We start from the raw sequence: 19,009 nt of genomic DNA, 5'->3' as shown, positions 1-19,009 counted from the left end.
TTCCCTCACAGGTGTTCATCACAATGCGGCAAAAACAAAAAAAACCGAACCATCATGCAGGCGTTGTTGTGCAGTGCGGCACGGTTGCGGCAGTGCTCATGGCGCTGGCGGGAGCGCCTGCTCACGCAGCGACAACGGCTCTGCCCGAAGGCCTGTCAGAACAGCAGATTGATGATGTTGTGAGCAGAACACAGAAGGTGTTTGGTGTTCCCGGCGTTGCGGTTGGTGTCATCCATGATGGCAGGATTGTTTTTGCCAAAGGATATGGCAGCAAGGCGGAAGATGGGAAAAGTGGGAAGGTGGATAACACAACCCTGTTCGCCATTGGCTCCAACAGCAAGGAGTTTACGGCCACAGCACTTGCCACCCTTGTGGATGAAGGCAAACTGCACTGGACTGACCGTGTCAGTGATGTCATGCCCGAGTTCAAGGTGTCTGACCCATGGATCACGCGGGAGTTCCGCGTGAGTGATCTGCTCACGCATCATAGCGGCATGGGGCTGGGGGCGGGAGACCTCATGCTGTTCTCCCACAGCACATTCACGCGCAAGGATGTTCTGGCGGCACTTCCCTATATGCCGTTTACCGGCCGCTTTCGGTCAGACTATGCGTATAACAATCTGCTGTATGTGGTAGCGGGCGCGCTGGTGGAAAAAATTTCCGGCCAGACGTGGGAACAGTATGTGCAAACTATGCTGATTGACGCCGCGGCTCTTCCGGCGTGCCAGAGCACAGCCCCTGTGCGGGGGCAGATGGATGTTGCCACAGGGCAGGGGGGAGACGGTGCCCTGCCTGAGCGGGCGACGCTCAAGCCTGACGCCATGGCCCCGGCGGGTGGCGTGTGGTGCAGTGTTAACGGGATGAACCGCTGGGTGCAGACCCTGCTGAACGGGGGGAAGACGGTCGATGGTCGGCAGATTATCAGCCTTGCCCAGCGTGATGCGCTCTGGAGCCCTCAGGCGCTGCTGCCTATGCCGGACAGTGCGGCCAAAACGCAAAGTCACTTTCGCGCTTATGGGTACGGGTGGTTTATGGAGGATTTCTTTGGCCTGAAGCGTGTCTGGCATACAGGTACCGTGAACGGCATGGTGAGTTACGTGTCCATGCTGCCGGAGAAAAACACCGGTCTGGTGGTGCTCACCAATCATGATGATTATCACGCAACCTATTCCATAGCCCTGACCCTCAGCTCCCTTATCGCTACGGGTAAAAGTGAAAACTGGGTGAATTACTTTCAGAATGTGGCCAAGGCGGTGGAGCAGAAGGCTGCGACGGAGGCGTCCACCACCGGGCCGGGCTCGCCCGCACGGCCCTTCATTTCTCTACCGGTTTCCGATTTGAAAGACTATGTCGGGCTTTATCATGATGCATGGCGTGGAGACATTCGCCTTTCCATGAAAGGAGGGGCACTGTTGATGAATTTTAGTAAGGCTGATGGGTTGTCCGGCACATTGCAGGCCCTCCCGCATGATCTGTTCGTGGCCAGATGGCAGGATCGCGCGGATGATGCGGGGGATGACAGTTATGTGCAGTTTGAGCGGAATACATCCGGCAAGGTCACAGGGTTTCATATGCAGGTGGTAGGGTCTGACTTCAGCTTTGATGTGCAGGATATGCATCCCCTCAAGGTTTCCGATCAATGAGCGCCGGGTTCTCTCCTTTCCCCCGTAGGGCTTTCCTGCAGGGAGCGTCTCTTCTGCTTGTGCAGGCCGGTGTTTCCGGCTGCCAGACATCGCGTGCGGATAAGAGGTTCGCCAAGGCTGACGGGTTGATACAGCAGGCCATTCTCAACGGGGAGTGCCCCGGTGCGGTGTGGGGTGTTGGCCAGCATGGGCGGTTGGTTCACCGTGGTGTGTTTGGCGCACGCAGTCTCGTGCCCGAACGGGAAGCCATGACATGGGATACTGTGTTCGATATGGCCTCTCTTACCAAGCCGATGATAACCGCGCTGGCCGTCATGCAGCTTGTGGAAAAGGGGCTGGTGGATCTGGACGCGCCCGTAGCCCGGTATCTTCCGCAGTTTGCGGCGGGGGGTAAGGAGAAGATTACGGTGCGGCTGCTGCTCACGCATTATTCGGGCTTGCAGCCGGATCTGTCCTTTACGCCGGACTGGTGGGGGAGGGATGAGGCTGCAAGCCGCATCATGCATGCGGTGCCAACGCAGCCACCGGGGAGCAGCTTTATCTACAGTGATCTCAATTTCATAGCCCTTGGCCTGCTTGTTGAGAAAATGACAGGGCAGAGGCTGGATGCGTATGCCCGGGAGCATATTCTGCTCCCGCTGGGCATGACGCAGTCCGGTTTTTTGCCGCCGGATGCCGAGCAGGCCCGCATTGCCCCGACCCAGTATGATGAGCACGGCCACATGCTGCGTGGCGTGGTGCATGACCCCACAGCCCGGCGGATGGGGGGTGTTGCGGGCAATGCGGGACTGTTTTCCATAGCGGAGGACGTCGTGCGTTATGCGCAGGCTCTGCTGGACAGGCAGGCAGGACGCCCCAGCCTCTTTCCCCTTGAACGCGCAACGCTGCTGCGCATGATTACGCCGCAGCAGCCAGCAGGCCAGAAAAGCCTGCGCGGTTTGGGGTGGGATATTGCCTCGCCCTATGCCACGCCAAGAGGAGAGCGGCTTTCCAGCCATTCCTTCGGACACACCGGGTTTACTGGCACATCCCTGTGGATAGATCCTGATAACGACTGCTATGTTTTTATTCTGACCAACCGTGTTCACCCCAGTGGCGGGCATAGTGTGGTGCACCTGCGGCACGCTGTTGCAACGGCTGCGGGGGAAGCTCTGGGGCTGCCGCTTATCGTGCCCTGACAGGCGGAAAGACCCTTGGTGTTAACCTCAGGTTATGAGCGGGGGGCATTTTTTAAATGGTATCCCGCCATATCTCTTTTTAGATTTTTGTTGAGGAATACCCCGGAGCATCATGCGCAGGCATGGTCCGGCGGGGTTGGGCGCTATTAAAAGGGTTGGCGGTTTTTATGCCTGTAAAGCGGACAATCATGGTGGTGGGGGGAGGCGTTATTGGCCTGACAACCGCATATGCCCTCATTCAGGCCGGACACAGTGTGACGCTCGTGGAGCGGGATCAGGATGTGGGGATACAGGCCAGCTTCGGGAATGGCGGCCAACTGAGCTACCGTTATGTGAAGCCACTGGCGGATGCAGGGATACCGCTGGAAGCACTTTCATGGATGTTCCAGAGTGAGTCTCCTATTTCCTTGAAACTCCGTCTGGACTGGCACCAGTGGCGGTGGCTGGCGGATTTCCTGCTGGCCTGCAATGCCAGAACAAACAGGGCCAATACCACCCGGCTTTTGCAGCTTGCCTTGCAGGGGCAGCAGGCCCTGCACCAGTGGCGGCAGGAGGGGCTGGCGGATTTCTTGTGGCGGCAGCCGGGGAAACTGGTTGTTTACCGGAATGCACATAAATTTTCCAAAGCCGCCGGAGCGGTCAGTAATCCGCAGCAGGAGCGGGTGTTGACCCCGAGGGAATGTGCGGAAGTGGAACCAGCCTTTGCCGGGCTTGCGCCTGCCTTGGCTGGAGGCATTTTTTCCCCGGATGATGAAGTGGCGGACTGCTATCTGTTCTGTCAGGCGTTGCTCAAGGCCCTGCAACAGAGCCCGGAGTTTCAGCTTGTAACTGGAGAGGCTACGTTTGAAGAGGGGGGCGCGGAGCGGTGCCGCGTGCGTATTGATGGCGTGCCACAGCAGACAGATGTGGTTGTTCTGGCCGCAGGGCTTGCATCTCGCAGCATGATGCAGCCTCTGGGGAGGACGCTGCCCCTGTACGGCCTGAAAGGATACAGCCTGACTGTGGAGGCGGACCCTGCCGTGCTGCCGGATGTAAGCGTGACGGATTATGACAACCGCGTGGTTTATGCGCGCCTCGGGCGGCGTCTGCGTGTCGCCGCCATGGTTGATATTGGTGCGCTGGATGCCTCTCTTGACCCACGCCGCATTGCCGGCCTGAAACGTCTGGCGGAGGAAACCCTTCCTGCCGCAGGGCCATATGGTTCCGCAGCCACATGGGCGGGCATGCGGCCCGCCACCCCCACTGGAGTGCCGCTTGTAGAGCGGACACAATGGCGTAACCTGCTTTTGAACGTGGGTCATGGCGCCTTGGGATTTACACTCTCCTGCGGCTCTGCCCTGACAATCCGCGATCTTGTTGAAGGGATGACCCCGTAACATGAGACACCACCCCGCTGTTCTCTCCCGCCGCCGCGTTCTGCTGGGGGGTGTGGCTGGTGCCCTTGCGGGCCGCCACGCCCGCGCTCTGGCGCAAAAAGGGGCGGCTCCCGGCATGACGATGCTGGATGGGCTGGAAGCGCCGGTCGAGGTGTTTGAAGACCATTGGGGTGTACCGCATGTGCGTGCGGCTTCGGTGCCGGACGCCTTCTTTGCCAATGGGTATCTGATCGCTCGGGACAGACTGTGGCAGCTTGATTTCGAGTATCGGCGCGCGCTGGGTCGGCTGGCGGAGGTGTTTGGCCCTGATTTTGTGCCATCAGACACGGCAAACAGGCTTTTCCTGTTCAGGGGAGATGTGCACGCGGAGTTTGCGGCGCTGCCGCCTGTCGTGCAGGCCTGTGCCAAAGCGTACGTGGCGGGGATCAATGCCTTTCTTGAGCAGATCGCATCAGGAGGCGCGGAGCTTCCGGAAGAATTCCGGATTTTTTCCTGCCAGCCGCTGGCGTGGCAGGTGCTTGATCTGGTGCGGATCCGGGCGGAAGCAACGGGCAACACCAAGGCTGAAATCCGCCGTGCCCGCCTCGCGGCGCAGGATGCGCTCGCCTATGATGCCCTGATCATGCCGCTGCGCCCGGCGCATACGCTCAGGGTGCCGGAGGGGCTGGATGTGCAGGCTGTAACCGAGCAGGATCTTGGCCTGTTTGGCGTGTTGCAGAATGATCTGCCGCTCTCAGGCCTGCATGTGCCGCCACCGCCCGGCGAAGGGGACCACCGGCGCGCCAATGAGGGAAGCAACGCTTGGGTGATTGCTCCGGCCCGCACCGCCACGGGCCGCCCCATTCTGGCGAATGATCCGCATCTTGAGTTTGGCGCGCCGGGGCCTCGGTATGTTCTTCATCTGACTGCACCGGGGCTGGATGTTATCGGCGGTGCCTCTACCGGCATGCCGGGTGTCATGCAGGGCCATAACGCGCATTTTGCCTTCGGGCGGACCAACTTTCATATTGATCAGGAAGACCTGTTCATCCTGCGGACGCACCCCTCGCGGCCTGACCATTATTTTCATAAGGGCCGCTGGGTGGAGATGGCGCAGGAGGAGGTCAGTATTGCCGTGCGCGGTGAGCCCGCGCGAAAGGTCACGCTGCGCTATGCGGCGCAGGGGCCGGTTGTTTCTGCGGACGCTGCGCGGAACAGGGCGGTGGCGGTTGCCGCGACATGGTTGTATCCGGGTGCGAACGGCATGCTGGCCAATATCGGCATTAATCTGGCGCATGACTGGAGCAGTTTCCGTGAGGCTTTGAAGCTCCATACCAGCCCGACCAATTTCACGTATGCTGATACGGCAGGGAATATTGGCTGGCAGGCTGCGGGTGGGCTGCCGCAGCGTTCGGGCGGGCATGATGGCCTGATGCCTGCTCCGGGTGAGGGACAGTATGACTGGAAAGGCCTCCAGCCGCTTGAGGCGCTCCCCAGCAGCTTCAACCCGGCCTGTGGCTGGTTTGGCACGTCCAACGAACTGAATCTGCCGCCGGATTATCCTTACGAGCAGCGGTGCGTCAGTTACGAATGGAAAGACCCTTACCGCTACCAGCGCGTGGCGGAGGTTCTTCAGGCCTCCCCTCATGCCACTGTGGCGGGCAGTGTGGCCCTGCAGCATGATACGCTCTCTCATCTGGCGTTGTCCGTTGTGCAGCTTCTGCCTGAAGTCCCGGCCCGAGTGCAGCCAGAAGCAGCCTTGCTGCGGCAGTGGAACGGGCGCGTGGAGGCATCCAGTGCCGCCGCTGCCCTGTATGAAATCTGGTGGACGCGGCTGAACAGCCTGTTTTATCAGGCTCTGGTGCCGGAGCCTCTGCGCCCGCTTCTGCCCGCGTCACTCAATGCATCCGTCCTTCTGGCTTTGCTGCAAAAGCCTGATGGACGATTGGGAGATAAACCGGAAGCACAACGGGATGCCCTAATGCTCAGGGCGTTTCAGCAGGCTGTTGAGGAGATCCGGGATCGTTTGGGGCCGGTTGCTGCTGGCTGGCAGTGGGGCAGGCTGCATACCGTGCAACTCCGCCACCCGCTTTGCGCGGTGAAAGCCATAGCAGAGGCGTTTCTGCCCATAGGGGGAGAAGCTGCCGGGAGTGGCGGGGATTCCTACACGGTTATGGCGCGCTGGTATAATCCTGACCTTTCCCCAACAGCGCTTGCACAGGGGCGTAACCCTTATGCGGTGACAGGCGGAGCCAGTTATCTGATGGTCTGTGATGTCGGGGCATGGGATCATTCAGTGTTTCTCAATTTCCCCGGTCAGTCTGCATCGCCAAAGAGCGGGCATTATCAGGATTTTCTGAAGCCATGGCTCAAGGGGGAGATGCAGCCTCTGGTTTTCTCCGCGCGTGCGGTTCAGGCAGCGTCCAGACATCACACCATGCTGTATCCAAAAAGGAAAACACCATGACCTATAAGACAGTATGCCTAACAGTATCTTCTGCTCTGGCTCTGGTGCTTTCCATCACGCCAGCTCTGGCGCAAAGCCGGACAGACAAAGCTATGGATGCCGTGATGAGCGCGGCCGAAGCCCGGCCTCTGGCTGCTCTTGCAGCGGTCAAACTGCAGAACGGCCAGCCTGTCTACCAGTATTATGGCGGATTTGCCCGGCGTGATGGCGCGCAAACCGTTCCGGTTAAGCAAGAAACGCTTTTCCGTATTGCCTCCATCTCCAAGGTGGTGACGACGATTGGCCTTATGGAACTGGTGGAGCAGGGCAAGATCAATCTCGATCATGATGTGTCGGACTATCTTGGCTTTCCGTTGCGGAACCCTGATTTTCCAGAAACGGCCATTACCGTGCGGATGCTTCTGAACCATACCTCCACCATCCGGGATGCAGATGTCTATGTTCTGCCGCCCGGCAGGGCAGTGCGGGAGTTTTTTGATAAAACCCACAAACCCGGCGCAGAGGACTATCATTTTTCCTATCATGATGGCCATGCTCCCGGCACGTATTTTACATATTGCAACCTGTGCTACGGGCTTGTGGGAACCATTATCGAACGCGCCAGCGGGGAGCGGTTTGACCGGTATCAGAAACATCATGTTCTGGAACCGCTGAAAATTGACGGCGGCTATAATGTGACGGAGCTTGACCACCCGGAGCGGGTCGCGACACTGTATCAGCACCTCCCCGCGGGGTATGAGGCCACGGTGGACAGTCCGCCCTTCAAGGGCTGGAATAAACAGGCGCTTGCAGCCTACAGAATTGGCCAGAACGGAACCCTGTTTTCCCCGCAGGGCGGGCTGCATATTTCCCTTCAGGGGCTCACGCGTCTGGCGCGTTTCATGATCCAGCGTGGCACGCTTGATGGTGTCAGAGTGCTCACGCCGCAGAGCATTGAGGCGATGGAAACCCCCACATGGGTGTTTGACGGGAAAAACGGCACCTGTCCTTATCCGCTGAGTGCATATGGCCTGAGCATGTTTGTGCTGAGTGGCGCAAAAGACACCAATGGAAAGCCGGACAGCCCCTATGCAGGCTATAAAGGCGGGCTGCGAGGACATCTGGGGGATGCGTACGGATTGCATTCCGGCTTCTGGTACAATCCGAAAAACGGAGAGGCCTACCTGTTCGCGGCAGATGGTTTCCCTGATTATGATCAGGTGCGCCCCGGCCAGTATTCGTCTTTTTCCCGAGTTGAAGAGAAAATTTTCACAGCGTTGGCAGGGGTGCAGCCATGATGCGTCGTTTTTCATTTGCAGCCGCCCTTCTTGCGGGTGGGGTGTGCTTTGCCCAGCCTGTTGGCGCGACACCGCTTGATGAGGCCGGAGCCCGGCAGCAGATCAAGGCGCTTCTGGCCATGCCTTTTGCCAGTGGTCTGGTGGGGGCAAGCAAGGCCAGCCGCTTTGCGTGGGTGGAAAAGCGCAGTGGTGTGCGCAATATTCTGGTGGCCGATGCCACAGGAACGCCTGAAGCCCTGACCCATTTCACGCAGGATGACGGAACGGATTTATGGGGGCTGGCTCTCTCTCCCAATGGCAGGACGCTGGCCTATGTGGAAGGAGGAGACCCGGAATATCCGGATGATCCGTCACCAGCCCCTAACCTTCCATCCTTCGGCACCCGCCAGACCGTGAGTATCGTGCTGGAAGGCGGCAGGCAGATGCAGGTGGGAGAGGGCTGGAATCCCACGTTCTCTCCAGATGGGCGTATGCTGGCCTTTATCCGCAAGGGGTCTTTGCTTCTCGCACCCGTCGGCGGGGTGGCCAAAGAGGTCATGAACGTTCCGGGGCATCTGACATCGCTTCAATGGTCGCCAGATGGCAAGGCCGTGGCCTTCACGCTGGACCGTGGCACGCATGCGTTTATCGGGTTATGGCGTGTCAAACAGGGCGCTATGGCGTTTCTTGCGCCAGCGCTGGGGCAGGATAGCCTGCCTGCGTTTTCACCTGATGGGCGTTCTCTCGCGTTCGTGCGCGAGCATATGCCCATCGCGTATCAGAAAACCGAAAAAGCCTCGTTCTGGGCGCTGCATGTTTATGATCTTTCGAGCGATACAGACCATGTTGTGTGGACAGCGCCAGCAGGGCAGGGCGCACGGTTTTTTGCGCCGGAAGGCAGTGGCCTGCTGTGGGCTGATAACGCGCATCTGCTCTTCCCGTGGGAGGGGAGCGGCTGGATGCGGGTGTGCACCGTGGAGCCTGCAAAGGCCGGGCCGGTGCGATGCCTGACGCCGGATAAGGCGGAGGTTTCCTCTTATCGGCTCTCTCAGGATGGCAGGACGCTTTTCTATACCAGTAACGCCGGGGATACAGATCTCTGGCACGCATGGCAGCAACCTCTGGAGGGGGGCGCGCCACAGCGTTTGACTCACGCGGAAGAAATGGAGACAGATCTTGCCGTTGCGGGCGGGCGTGTGGCGCTCATGGCCACCAGCGCCACGCAAACGGCGCATCCGGTTGTGGTGGGGCAAAGTGGTGAGAGCCATGCGCTGGTCTCCCCGCAAGCCCCTGCATCTGTGCATTTTGTGACACCACGGACAGTCATTCTGCACAGTGCGGATGGTGAGGTGGTGCACGGGCAGGTGTTTGCGCCGGAAGGCGGTAGTGCGGCGCCTCATGCCGCTCTGGTGTTCGTGCATGGCGGCCCGCACCGGCAAATGCTCCCTGCCTTTAACAGCATGGGGTATTACTCCAACGCCTATGCCATGAACCAGACACTGGCGGCCCAGGGCTATACGGTGATTTCCATCAATTATCGCAGCGGAACCGGGTATGGCGAGGCGTTTCGCAACGCCCCTGGCATTGGCAGGGAGGGGGCCAGTGAATATCGGGATATTCTTGCCGCGGCCACGTATCTGAGAACCCTGCCGGATGTTGACACTACCCGCATCGGCATATGGGGTGGCAGTTGGGGCGGTTACCTGACGGCGCTCGCGCTGGCCCGCAATAGTGACATCTTTGCCGCCGGAGCTGATTTTCATGGCGTGCATGATATGACCGAGCCCGACAAGCTTGGCCTTTCCCCCGCGCAGAACAAGGCTGCGCATGATCTGGAATGGCAGTCTTCCCCCGCAGCGGATATTGCGCATTGGCGCGCACCTGTTCTGCTGGTGCATGGTGATGATGACTATAACGTGGAATTTGAGCAATCCACGCTTCTGGCAAGGCTGCTTTCAGAACAGGGGGTGGCGTATGAGGAGCACGCCTTTCCCAATGAACGCCATGCTTTTCTGCGGATGCAGGACTGGCTCACGGCATATATGTGGATGGATGCATTTTTCGGCCGCACGCTGGCTCCACGCCAGCACTGAGTGTTCAAACGGAGTTTCTGGGGAAGGGGGCGTATCGGGATGTCAGAAAAAAAGCAGGATGAGGCCTGTCCGGGAAGGGGCAGGGGCGTTTGGTTGAAAAATCTGAGATCCTCTACGCTTTTATCCAGCCTCTTTCTGGCTGTGGCCAATCTGCCCTGTGCGCCCGCCAGCGCGGCCTCTGTCGCGGGGGGTGAAGCTTTGCAGCAGAGTATCGCCAGAACAGTTCAGGCGGCTCCCGGGCATTTTGCTGTTTATGCCGCCCGGAGTGGTCAGGCCCCCGATGTGTGCCTGAACTGTGATGATCTCATCAACGCAGCCAGCACCATCAAACTGTTCGTGCTGGATGCCGCCTATGCGGCATTTGCAAAAGGCCAGTTAAGCCCGGAAGAAACCATAACGGTTCACAATCATTTTCATTCTCTGGTTGGGAGCGGCACGTTTGCCTTGCAGCAGAAAGAGGATTCTTATGATCCGCTTTATGCACAGGCAGGCAAGCCTGTGCCGGTTTCAGAACTCCTGCGGGTGATGATCCAGTACAGCAGTAATCTGGCCACCAATCTGATGATTGAAAAGCTGGGTGTGTTGCCTGTCCGCTCAGTTGTGAAAGCTCAGGGGCTGAACGGAATTTTTTTCGGGCGCATGATTGAAGATTTTGATGCGAACGATCAGGGGATCCGTAATCGGGTTTCAGCGCGCGGTTTGGGCGGCTTTTTGCAAAAGCTGGATAGCGGGCGGATTGTGGGCAAGGCACAGAGCCAGAGCATGGTGCAGATCATGCTGGGGCAGACATTCAATGATATCATTCCGCCAGGTCTACCAGCCGGAACGCCTGTTGCGCACAAGACAGGCTGGGTCGATGGTGTGCGCAATGATGCGGCCCTTGTGACCCTGCCTGACGGTACGCGCTATATTCTGGTGCTGCTGACCTCTGATCTGCCGGATGAGCAGGCGGGGATCAAGGTTCTGAATGGCCTGTCTCATCAGGTTTACGGGTATTACCTGAAACAGGCTCACCCCGCCCCCTGATAGAAGATCATGCCACGCTGGCTTCGCCGGACCTTCGCTCCAAAAATGATGACGGAGGCCCTTACGCGCGCCTGACAGGCAGAGTGATGAATTCTGTTTGACGTGATGTGAAGTGGGGAAGGGGACGTCGTGACTTTCAGGGGGATTGTCGTGCGTAGCACGGCCTTATACCTGCGAGATCAGGATACTTCTGCCTGAGAGCGAAAACGTCGGGAGTTGACCGATACGGCTTTCCCGCCAAATCGCATCTGACATCTGACATCTGACATCTGACATCTGACATCTGACATCTGACATCCGACACGGCGCACGGTTTTCAGGAGCACTACAGGTTAAATCCTGTAGCCATGGGCACGAGCCCGATGAAATCCTGCATGATGGTGTGTTTTTTTGAGGGGGAAGAGCAGGCCTGCTATTGGAAGTGTCTGGCAGGCATCAGGGGAAGGGCTTGGCGGGGAAGTTTCGTGTTCTCCTGAAGACTATGCCCCAGAGATGCGTGGCGTTTGACAGGAAAAAGGGCCTGCCTCTCGAGAGAGAGACAGGCCCTGTGGTTCATTTCAGAAACTCAGAAGTGCGCGCCAATCTGCATCTGGAAGGAACGACCCAGAATGGCATCGTAGTATCGTGCCAGGCTGACTGTCCCGACATCTTTGGGGAGAGCGTCAAACACATTGTTCATCATGAAGTTGAGGTTCAGATTTTTTGTGATTTTATAACCGATTGTTGTGTTGAAATAGAAGAAATCCGGTCGGTTGTTGTCCGTATTCGCATATTGTCCGGCGGTTACGTTAAATTTTGAGGGGCCATAGTAAATTGTCTGCCACTGCACAAAAAGTGGCCCGCGCATATAGTCCAGATTGGCTGTAAAGGAATCCTTGGGTGATCCGGTACCGCCGACTTCCGGGTATGTCGTGCCAAGGAATGTCTGCGTGTTTTTGACGTAATGGTTATAGTTCACGCCAAGATTGAACGCACCCCAGTCAGCAAACCGGTCTCCAAAGCGCCTGAGCGGAAGGGAATAGTTCAGGGTTCCTTCAAGCGCCTGCATATGCTGGTTGGCGATATTCACGAAACCTTCTTCATATCCTGTGACCTGATGGGAGCTGGGGTCACGGCTGAACATTCCGCAATACTGGTTGGGAAACGCTTTTGAATCGTAACAGGCACTCATGATGTCACTGATGCCCAGATCCTGAATCTCGTTGCTGATTTTCACGTCAACAAAAGAGGCGTCAAGCTGCAAACCGGGAACAAACCGCGGCATGAAATGGAACGAACCCGTGTAGCTGTGAGAAACTTCGTTCTGTAGGTGCGGGTTGCCACCATCCGTTCCATAAATGCCATAGTTGACGATATTCGAGACAAATCCTTTGGGAATACCCTCTTTGGCGCAGTTGGCCGCGCGAATGGCGGGGCTGGGGCCAGACGTAATATCTTCCGCCGCGCAGGGATCACTGGCCATGGTGTTCACACGGCTTTGAGGGGAAAACAGTTCTGTGACAGACGGATTACGAACGGACTGCGCATAGTTGCCGCTGAATCCGAAATCCTGCGTGGGCCACCAGCTGCCGCCGAACATGTAGGTCCAGTAGCTGCCTGTCATGCTGTTGTGAATGTAGCGTCCGTTTGCCGTGGCGGAGATATGGTAGGCACCGGGCACGTGCATGCCGGGGGAGACAATGGGGACATCAAGTTCACCAAAGGCTTCATGCGTTCCGTAGGCACCATTGGTGTTGGGGGTGGGGATTTCATCCCCATACTGGCGGCGGCTGCCATCAGCCAGAACTTCACCGTTCAGAATGGACCCTGCATTGAAATCGTAAGATTCCCGCCGGTGCTCGTATCCCAGATCCCAGCGCACGTTGCCTGCGGGCAGTTTTAGAACGGTGCTGTGAATTTCTGCCTGTATATCGCGCTGCGTGTTCTTGTTTTTCGGGTTCACCCACGAGGTAATGTAGTTGAGAGCCGCAGGACTTTCCTGATTGCGCCCGAAAACATTGAGCGGAGCACAGGTTTCGCTCCGGGTTCTTGCTGTGGAGTTGATGTAGCCCGGCGCGCACCCGATGCTGCCATCGCTCAGTGTAACAGCATCAAGAGCGTTGATGAGGTTGTTCGTATCCACCATCAGGGTGCGGGTATTGCTCAGATAGGCGCTGTATTCCCCTTTGACATTCCATTCAAAATGCCGCCCCAGCGTATCAAAGTCACCATTCAGGCCGCCTTGAAAGCGGTACATCTGGTTTGTTGTCGTAAAGGCGCCTTCGCCAAAATCCTGATTGGCGCGGGACAGATAGAAAGTATCCGTTGGCTGCCCGGCGGCTTTCAGGGCGTTGACAATGGTTGAGCGTTCACCAGACGTCAGGAACGGATTGGCTGTGTTCAGAACAAGATTGCCGTTCACGTAACTGGCGGGGGCTGCGTCAAAATCGGCGCGTGTCAGAGGGTCGCCCTCAAATGTGGCGGAGTAATACAGGCTCTGGTTGACGGAGCTTTTTGCCTGCCCTCTCTGATACCAGCCCTGCCAGGTTGCGTGCAGATGCGGTGTCAGATCGTAATGCCCCAGCGTTGTCAGGTTCAGGGAGTCCTGCGGAGTATAAAGCTGGTCATAGTCTTCAAAGGAAAGACCATTGCCTCCGGCTGTATAATAATTGCTCCGTGTGACCGTTCCTGTCAGCGGCGTCAGGGATTTGCCATCCGTGCTGAACTGGAGCACGCCACCGCCAGGTGCGGCAATACCGCCTGAAGCGCGCCCGTATCGGGACGGGTTGAGATACCCGTTTACAAGCGGAATACCGGTTGCGCTGAGCTGGCTGAACCGTTCATTGCGCGTCAGAACATAGTAGTAAGGGGAATCACTCGTCTTGGCGGGCCAGAGATAGGTTTCCGCATTGCTGCCGATGCTGTTCCGGCGGTCATTATAAACCAGGCCGTCTGCATTGCGGTATTCCACATCGAACACCACACCGCCTTTGTCATGGTCAAAGCCGGTGCCGTATTTCAGGTAGATTTTTTCCTTTCCGGCATCCAGCTTCTGCGTCCAGTCTCCCTGTGCGCTGAAATCAACGCCCTTGAAATGGTCATCAAGCTGATAGTTGACCACACCGGCCACGGCATCCGCGCCGTAAGCGGCCCCTGCGCCGCCATAACGTGTGTCAATTTTCTTCACCAGAGACGTCGGGATGGTTCCCACATCGACCTGCGACCCACTGCCCGCGCCATAGAGCGATGCTGTAGCCCCGCCAACCATGCGCATGCCATCAACCAGTGTCAGAGTGCGCTGGTCTCCCAGCGCCAGCAGACCGGAGAAGGTCTGCCCGGCACCCCACGCCCCCTGTGACCCGATCGGGGTGTTGGACGGGAGCGAAAATGCCGGGTTTTCCCGCAGGAGGGCCAGCCCCAGATTGGAATAGCCGCGCGCCTGAAGCTGCTTGGCATCCAGAGTGGTCCCGGCGGTCACGTTGCTCAGGCGGGTCTGGGAAAGACGGGTGCCGGTAACGGTCACATCTTCATTGCCGCCCGGCATGGCGGATGCGGCATTCAGAATGGCTGCGGACTTCTGGCTGCCGCTGCTCTGGCTTGTGGCGGCAGCACCTGTCTGGGGTGCTGCGGGCGTGGACGGCGAAGCAACGGCCTTGGGGGCTGTTTTTTTCTTTTTGCTTTTAACGGATACGGCGGTTCCGGGGCGTGCCTGTTTGGCCTTGGCGGCTTCCGCAGAGTGGGCGCTGCTGCCAACAATGAACGCAGCGGCACCAACCAGCAGCATGGTTTTCAGGCCCGGCTCAAACAGCCCCCCCCGGTAAGTTCTTCGATGAGATCGCAGATCAAGACGCATTCCATAACACTCCCCATGCCGCCACACTGGCCATTCCGAAAGCGTTATGATCTCATTTTGCGTTGTTTTTTGTCGATTTCCAAAACATGGCAACGCATTAACCTGTGGTTAAGGTGCTGATATCAAGTGCTGGGGGCTGGAGTTTGTTTCAGGCGTCCCGCGTTGTGCCTTGTGCCGGCATGGGTACGGCCCTGATGCGCGGTAAAACGCAACAGGGGCGCAGGGCAGGGGTATTTCAGGCTTTATTGGCGGTATTGGCGGTGTAGTCCAGTTTTGTGTTTCCGCGCACCAGCCAGTACGCGATGCCCAACGCCAGAACCGCGGCGGAGAGGGCCAGAACCTCAAGAACATTGACGTCACTGAGGTCCAGCACGATGAATTTCCGCACGGTGGCCATCATGCCGATAAGCAGGACAGAGCGCATGCGGACCAGACTGTGTGAGGGGGTTTCCGGCAGCACAAGAATGGAGTGCTTGAATTCAAGCGCGATCAGAACCGTGAAAAAAAGTCCGAAAAGACCCTGCAGAACAACCGGGTTGGTTGGCGTCAGGTGGGCCGTGCGTACAGCCTCGTAAACGGCAAAGACAACATGAATGAGGCCCAGTGTTGCAATGACCATGATGCACAGGGTGAGGACCAGCATCGCGAACTCTTCAAAAAGATCAAAAAGCAATGAGATCTTCAGGAAACCTGGGATATTTTTGATCATGTCGCGAATAAGTCCTTTTAGGCTGTCATGCAGTGGGCCCCTTGTTATCAGAAACCCATTACGGCATCAGCCCCGAAAGTGAACTGTCCTGTGTTTCTGGAATTATTGAAGGGGGTTGTGCCGTTCAGGGAGCGGTCAAACCGTATTTCAGGGCGGATTTCAAACACCTTGACATGGTGGCCGAGTGTCGGCTGCCACGTTGCGCCCAGTGTCAGGGCTCCATAGGTTGTGGGGGGAGCGGACTGGGTTACTGTTGGCTTGCCAAGTGTTGACTGCATATAGGCGTTATCCGCAATAAAGGACGTGACAAGCAGCCCGGTATTGTCGCGATAAATTTCGCCGCGATAGTTCAGTGTGAGGGTCGGCGTGAGGTGATAGGACAGGTAACTGACAAAACTGTAGGTATCCGCCCGTAATCCTTCGTCATGCATCACATTCAGCTCGCCGGTGAATGAGAGTTTGTCCGAAATCTTGTAGGTGCCGCTCAGGTCATTCCAGAAGCGCTGGGCGGTGTTGGCCGTGTGCCCCAGGGAGCGAGTGGCATCTTCGGGGCCAACGCGGCCAAGATACGTCAGGCTGAGCCTGCCGTTGGCCAGCCCCGATGCGGAGAGCCCGAAATACCCGGCTGCGGCGTGGTTATTGTCCCCCGCCCCGAAGGATACCTGATTACCGGTATCCACACCGAAAAGGGCATCGAGATGGTCGGTCAGGTGCCACTGGAACATCGCGCCGACATGTTCGAACGGCGTGGAATACTGGGTTGTGTAGGACAGGGTATAAAAAGGCCGTAGGGTGGGGTCGAGCGATTCAACGCCCATGGGTGATGCCAGAATACCCACCTGCATATCCAGCCCATGGCGGGTCAGCCAGGGCAGGTGCACGTCAAGATGTGCCTGGGGAATGATGAACTGGTAGCGGGTGTTCATCATGCGGTCCGTAATGCCGGCGATATTGAAGTAACGCCCATCGGCGCCATAGAGACCGCGGACAAGGAAGCCGATGTCATAGTGAGATGAGGTCGTGTCCACCGCGCGCGCGACCGTCAGCGCGAGCTGGTCGAGCTGGGCCTGATTGGCCCTGTCCCCAATCAGTTGCCCGAAATTGACACCGTTTGAAGGGCGCGCGGGGTTGGCGTTGATGCCGCCTTCTATCTGCGCGCCCAGCGTCACGCTCTGAAGCCAGTTCTGCGGTGTTTCGGCCTGTGCCGGTTTGCAGCCCAGAACGGCTGTGACCAGCGCAAGACCGGCGACAAGGCCGGGGCATCCGGCGGATTTGGACCAGTGTTCGAAAGGTGTTTCGAATCGGTTCGATATCTTCATCATGATGAGGCTCTTGTAAAATGAGGCGGTTGCCGGAAAAAGGGTGTGGGGTGCCACGCTCTCCGCCCGGCGACGTGACCGAGCTATGCCCCGGGAGTGCCCTGCTGCAAGACGCAGACCAGCCAAATCCCGCGCTTTTCACCAAATTCCTATGAGTTTCCTATGAAGCTCGCCGTAGCTCCCTCTGTCATTCCTATGTCCTTCAGCCGGATAATTCCCCCGACACCAAAGGGAGCATTTTTGTATGCTGGATATTTTGTATCTCGCGCTGGGGATGGCAGGCTTTTTGGCCTGCACCGGCTATATCTTCATCTGCGCGAGGGTCTGACATGACACCTGAACTCATTATGGCCGGTGGCGTCACTCTCGGTCTTCTTGTGTATGTCACAGCCGTTCTGTTGCGCCCGGAGAAGTTCTGACAATGTCGATTTCCGGTTGGGTCACGATCGCGGCCTTTCTCATCTGCGTCATTGCGATGACAAGGCCGCTTGGCGGCTTTCTCAAACGCGTTCTTGAAGGAGAACGCCATCTGCTGGGCCAGATTTTCGGGCCTTTTGAACGGGCGATCTATCGTATTGCAGGGGTCCGGGCGGATGAGGAGCAATCCTGGTCACATTATGCCTTTGCGATTATCGTTTTCAAAATCGCCTGTTTTGTGGTGGTTTACGGCCTGCTTCGCCTGCAGGCGTCTCTGCCCTTCAATCCCAACGGGATGGGGGCTGTCGCACCGGATCTGGCCTATAATACAGCCATCAGTTTTCTGACGAACACGAACTGGCAGAGCTACGGTGGTGAGACCACTATGAGCTATCTCAGCCAGATGCTGGCGCTCACGGTGCAGAATTTTGTCGCCGCAGCCGCAGGGATTGCCATTGCCGCTGCTGTCATAAGGGGGTTTGCACGGCGCAGTGCAGCCACAATCGGCAATTTCTGGGTCGATCTTGTGCGCGTGACACTGTATGTCCTCCTGCCGCTATGCGTTGTTCTGGCAGGCTTTTTCGTGTTCGAAGGTGTGCCGCAGACCCTGCTGGGCTCCGTGACGGTCTCCACGCTGGAAGGCGCGCATCAGACCATTGCTCTTGGTCCTGTTGCCTCTCAGGAAGCAGCCAAGCTGCTGGGCACAAATGGTGGTGGCTTCTTCAACACCAATTCGGCGCATCCGTTTGAAAACCCGAATGCCCTGACAAACTTTGTCCAGATGCTGGCTATTTTTGCACTGGGCGCCGGGCTTACGAATATGTTCGGCCGTATGGTCGGCAAGGAACGGCAGGGCTGGGCCATTTTCTCGGCAATGTCAGTTCTTTTCCTTGTGGGTGCGAGCGTTCTCTACTGGTCTGAAGCGCACGGAAACCCGCTGCTTACATCGCTCGGGATTGATCCCTCTCTTGGGAACATGGAAGGTAAGGAAACACGCTTTGGCGCCATTGGCTCCGCATTGTTCGCGGCAGTCACGACAGATGCCTCCTGCGGTGCGGTCAACGCAATGCATGAGAGCTTCCTGCCGCTTGGCGGCATGATCCCGCTTATCAACATGATGCTGGGTGAAGTGATTATCGGGGGCGTCGGGGCAGGGCTTTACGGGTTCCTCCTGTTTGCAATCATCTCCGTCTTCATGGCGGGTCTGATGGTCGGGCGCACACCTGAATATCTGGGCAAGAAAATCGAGGCGCGCGAGATCAAGATGACAATGCTGGCGGTGCTCTGCCTGCCACTTGTCATGCTGGGTTTCACGGCTCTTGCGGTTGTTCTGCCTGCCGGTCTTTCAGCACTTTCCGCAAGTGGGCCACATGGTTTTACGGAGGCGCTCTATGCCTATACCTCCGCCGCGGCCAATAACGGGAGTGCGTTTGGTGGCCTGACCGCCAATCCGTTCTGGAACATCACGCTTGGTCTGGGCATGATGATCGGGCGCTTCTTTGTCATCATTCCGGTTCTGGCCATTGCGGGCTCCATGGCCGCCAAGAAGATTGGTGTTCCGACCCCGGGAACCTTCCCGACCGATACAGGTCTTTTCATCGGGCTCGTCATTGGCGTGATCCTCATTGTCGGCGGCCTTACCTTCCTTCCTGCACTCGCTCTCGGGCCGATTGTCGAGCATCTCGCGATGCTGCGCGGCACGCTGTTCTAAGAG

12 protein-coding genes are annotated in these 19,009 nt (G+C 57.7%); 9 read left to right on the top strand and 3 right to left on the bottom strand.

The annotated features are described in order from the left end of the window. Window positions 1-23 precede the first annotated feature (23 nt). The 7 genes from GOB82_RS09890 (at window position 24) to GOB82_RS09860 (ending at window position 11,018) form a co-directional block, all read left to right on the top strand. Window positions 24-1,643 carry a serine hydrolase gene (locus GOB82_RS09890; RefSeq protein ID WP_194300452.1) on the top strand — a complete coding sequence of 540 codons (1,620 nt, stop codon included), beginning with the start codon at window positions 24-26 and terminating at the stop codon, window positions 1,641-1,643. Then, window positions 1,640-2,821, top strand: coding sequence for a serine hydrolase domain-containing protein (locus tag GOB82_RS09885; RefSeq protein WP_166122617.1), 1,182 nt, complete (start codon window positions 1,640-1,642; stop codon window positions 2,819-2,821). The genes GOB82_RS09890 and GOB82_RS09885 overlap by 4 nt, the downstream gene beginning before the upstream one ends. Window positions 2,822-2,988: 167 nt before the next feature. After that, window positions 2,989-4,197, top strand: coding sequence for an FAD-dependent oxidoreductase (locus GOB82_RS09880; protein WP_166122615.1), 1,209 nt, complete (start codon window positions 2,989-2,991; stop codon window positions 4,195-4,197). 1 nt (window position 4,198) lies between these two features. Then, window positions 4,199-6,643 (top strand): penicillin acylase family protein, encoded by a 2,445-nt coding sequence (locus GOB82_RS09875; protein WP_166122613.1) that lies wholly within the window; start codon window positions 4,199-4,201, stop codon window positions 6,641-6,643. Further along, complete coding sequence (locus GOB82_RS09870) at window positions 6,640-7,920, top strand: serine hydrolase domain-containing protein (RefSeq protein ID WP_166122611.1); 1,281 nt, start codon at window positions 6,640-6,642, stop codon at window positions 7,918-7,920. The genes GOB82_RS09875 and GOB82_RS09870 overlap by 4 nt, the downstream gene beginning before the upstream one ends. Next, entirely contained in the window at window positions 7,917-9,992 is a 2,076-nt protein-coding gene (locus tag GOB82_RS09865; RefSeq protein WP_166122609.1) for a S9 family peptidase, read from the top strand. The genes GOB82_RS09870 and GOB82_RS09865 overlap by 4 nt, the downstream gene beginning before the upstream one ends. 93 nt (window positions 9,993-10,085) lie before the next feature. After that, a complete protein-coding gene (locus tag GOB82_RS09860; RefSeq protein ID WP_242007327.1) occupies window positions 10,086-11,018 on the top strand; it encodes a serine hydrolase in 933 nt (310 codons plus the stop codon). A 565-nt stretch (window positions 11,019-11,583) separates the two neighbouring features. On the opposite strand, the gene GOB82_RS09855 is transcribed toward GOB82_RS09860, so the two are convergent. From GOB82_RS09855 to GOB82_RS09845, 3 genes are all read right to left on the bottom strand, one after another. Continuing rightward, on the bottom strand, window positions 11,584-14,850 hold the full coding sequence (locus GOB82_RS09855) for a TonB-dependent receptor domain-containing protein (RefSeq protein ID WP_242007326.1): 3,267 nt from the start codon (window positions 14,848-14,850) through the stop codon (window positions 11,584-11,586). Window positions 14,851-15,085: 235 nt separating this feature from the next. Next, on the bottom strand, window positions 15,086-15,559 hold the full coding sequence (locus tag GOB82_RS09850; RefSeq protein WP_166122605.1) for a phosphate-starvation-inducible PsiE family protein: 474 nt from the start codon (window positions 15,557-15,559) through the stop codon (window positions 15,086-15,088). Window positions 15,560-15,606: 47 nt separating this feature from the next. Further along, complete coding sequence (locus tag GOB82_RS09845; protein ID WP_242007325.1) at window positions 15,607-16,881, bottom strand: outer membrane beta-barrel protein; 1,275 nt, start codon at window positions 16,879-16,881, stop codon at window positions 15,607-15,609. Between the two features lie 326 nt (window positions 16,882-17,207). Here GOB82_RS09845 and GOB82_RS13675 point away from each other — a divergent pair, with 326 nt between their 5' ends. After that, window positions 17,208-17,297, top strand: coding sequence for a potassium-transporting ATPase subunit F (locus GOB82_RS13675; protein WP_166122603.1), 90 nt, complete (start codon window positions 17,208-17,210; stop codon window positions 17,295-17,297). Between the two features lie 2 nt (window positions 17,298-17,299). Further along, window positions 17,300-19,006 (top strand): potassium-transporting ATPase subunit KdpA, encoded by a 1,707-nt coding sequence (gene kdpA / locus GOB82_RS09835; RefSeq protein ID WP_166122601.1) that lies wholly within the window; start codon window positions 17,300-17,302, stop codon window positions 19,004-19,006. Window positions 19,007-19,009 lie beyond the last annotated feature (3 nt).

Source organism: Acetobacter farinalis (genome assembly GCF_011516935.1).
Classification (GTDB): domain Bacteria; phylum Pseudomonadota; class Alphaproteobacteria; order Acetobacterales; family Acetobacteraceae; genus Acetobacter; species Acetobacter farinalis.
The sequence above is the reverse complement of the archived record's forward strand: the minus strand, read 5'-3'. Positions and strand labels throughout refer to the sequence as shown.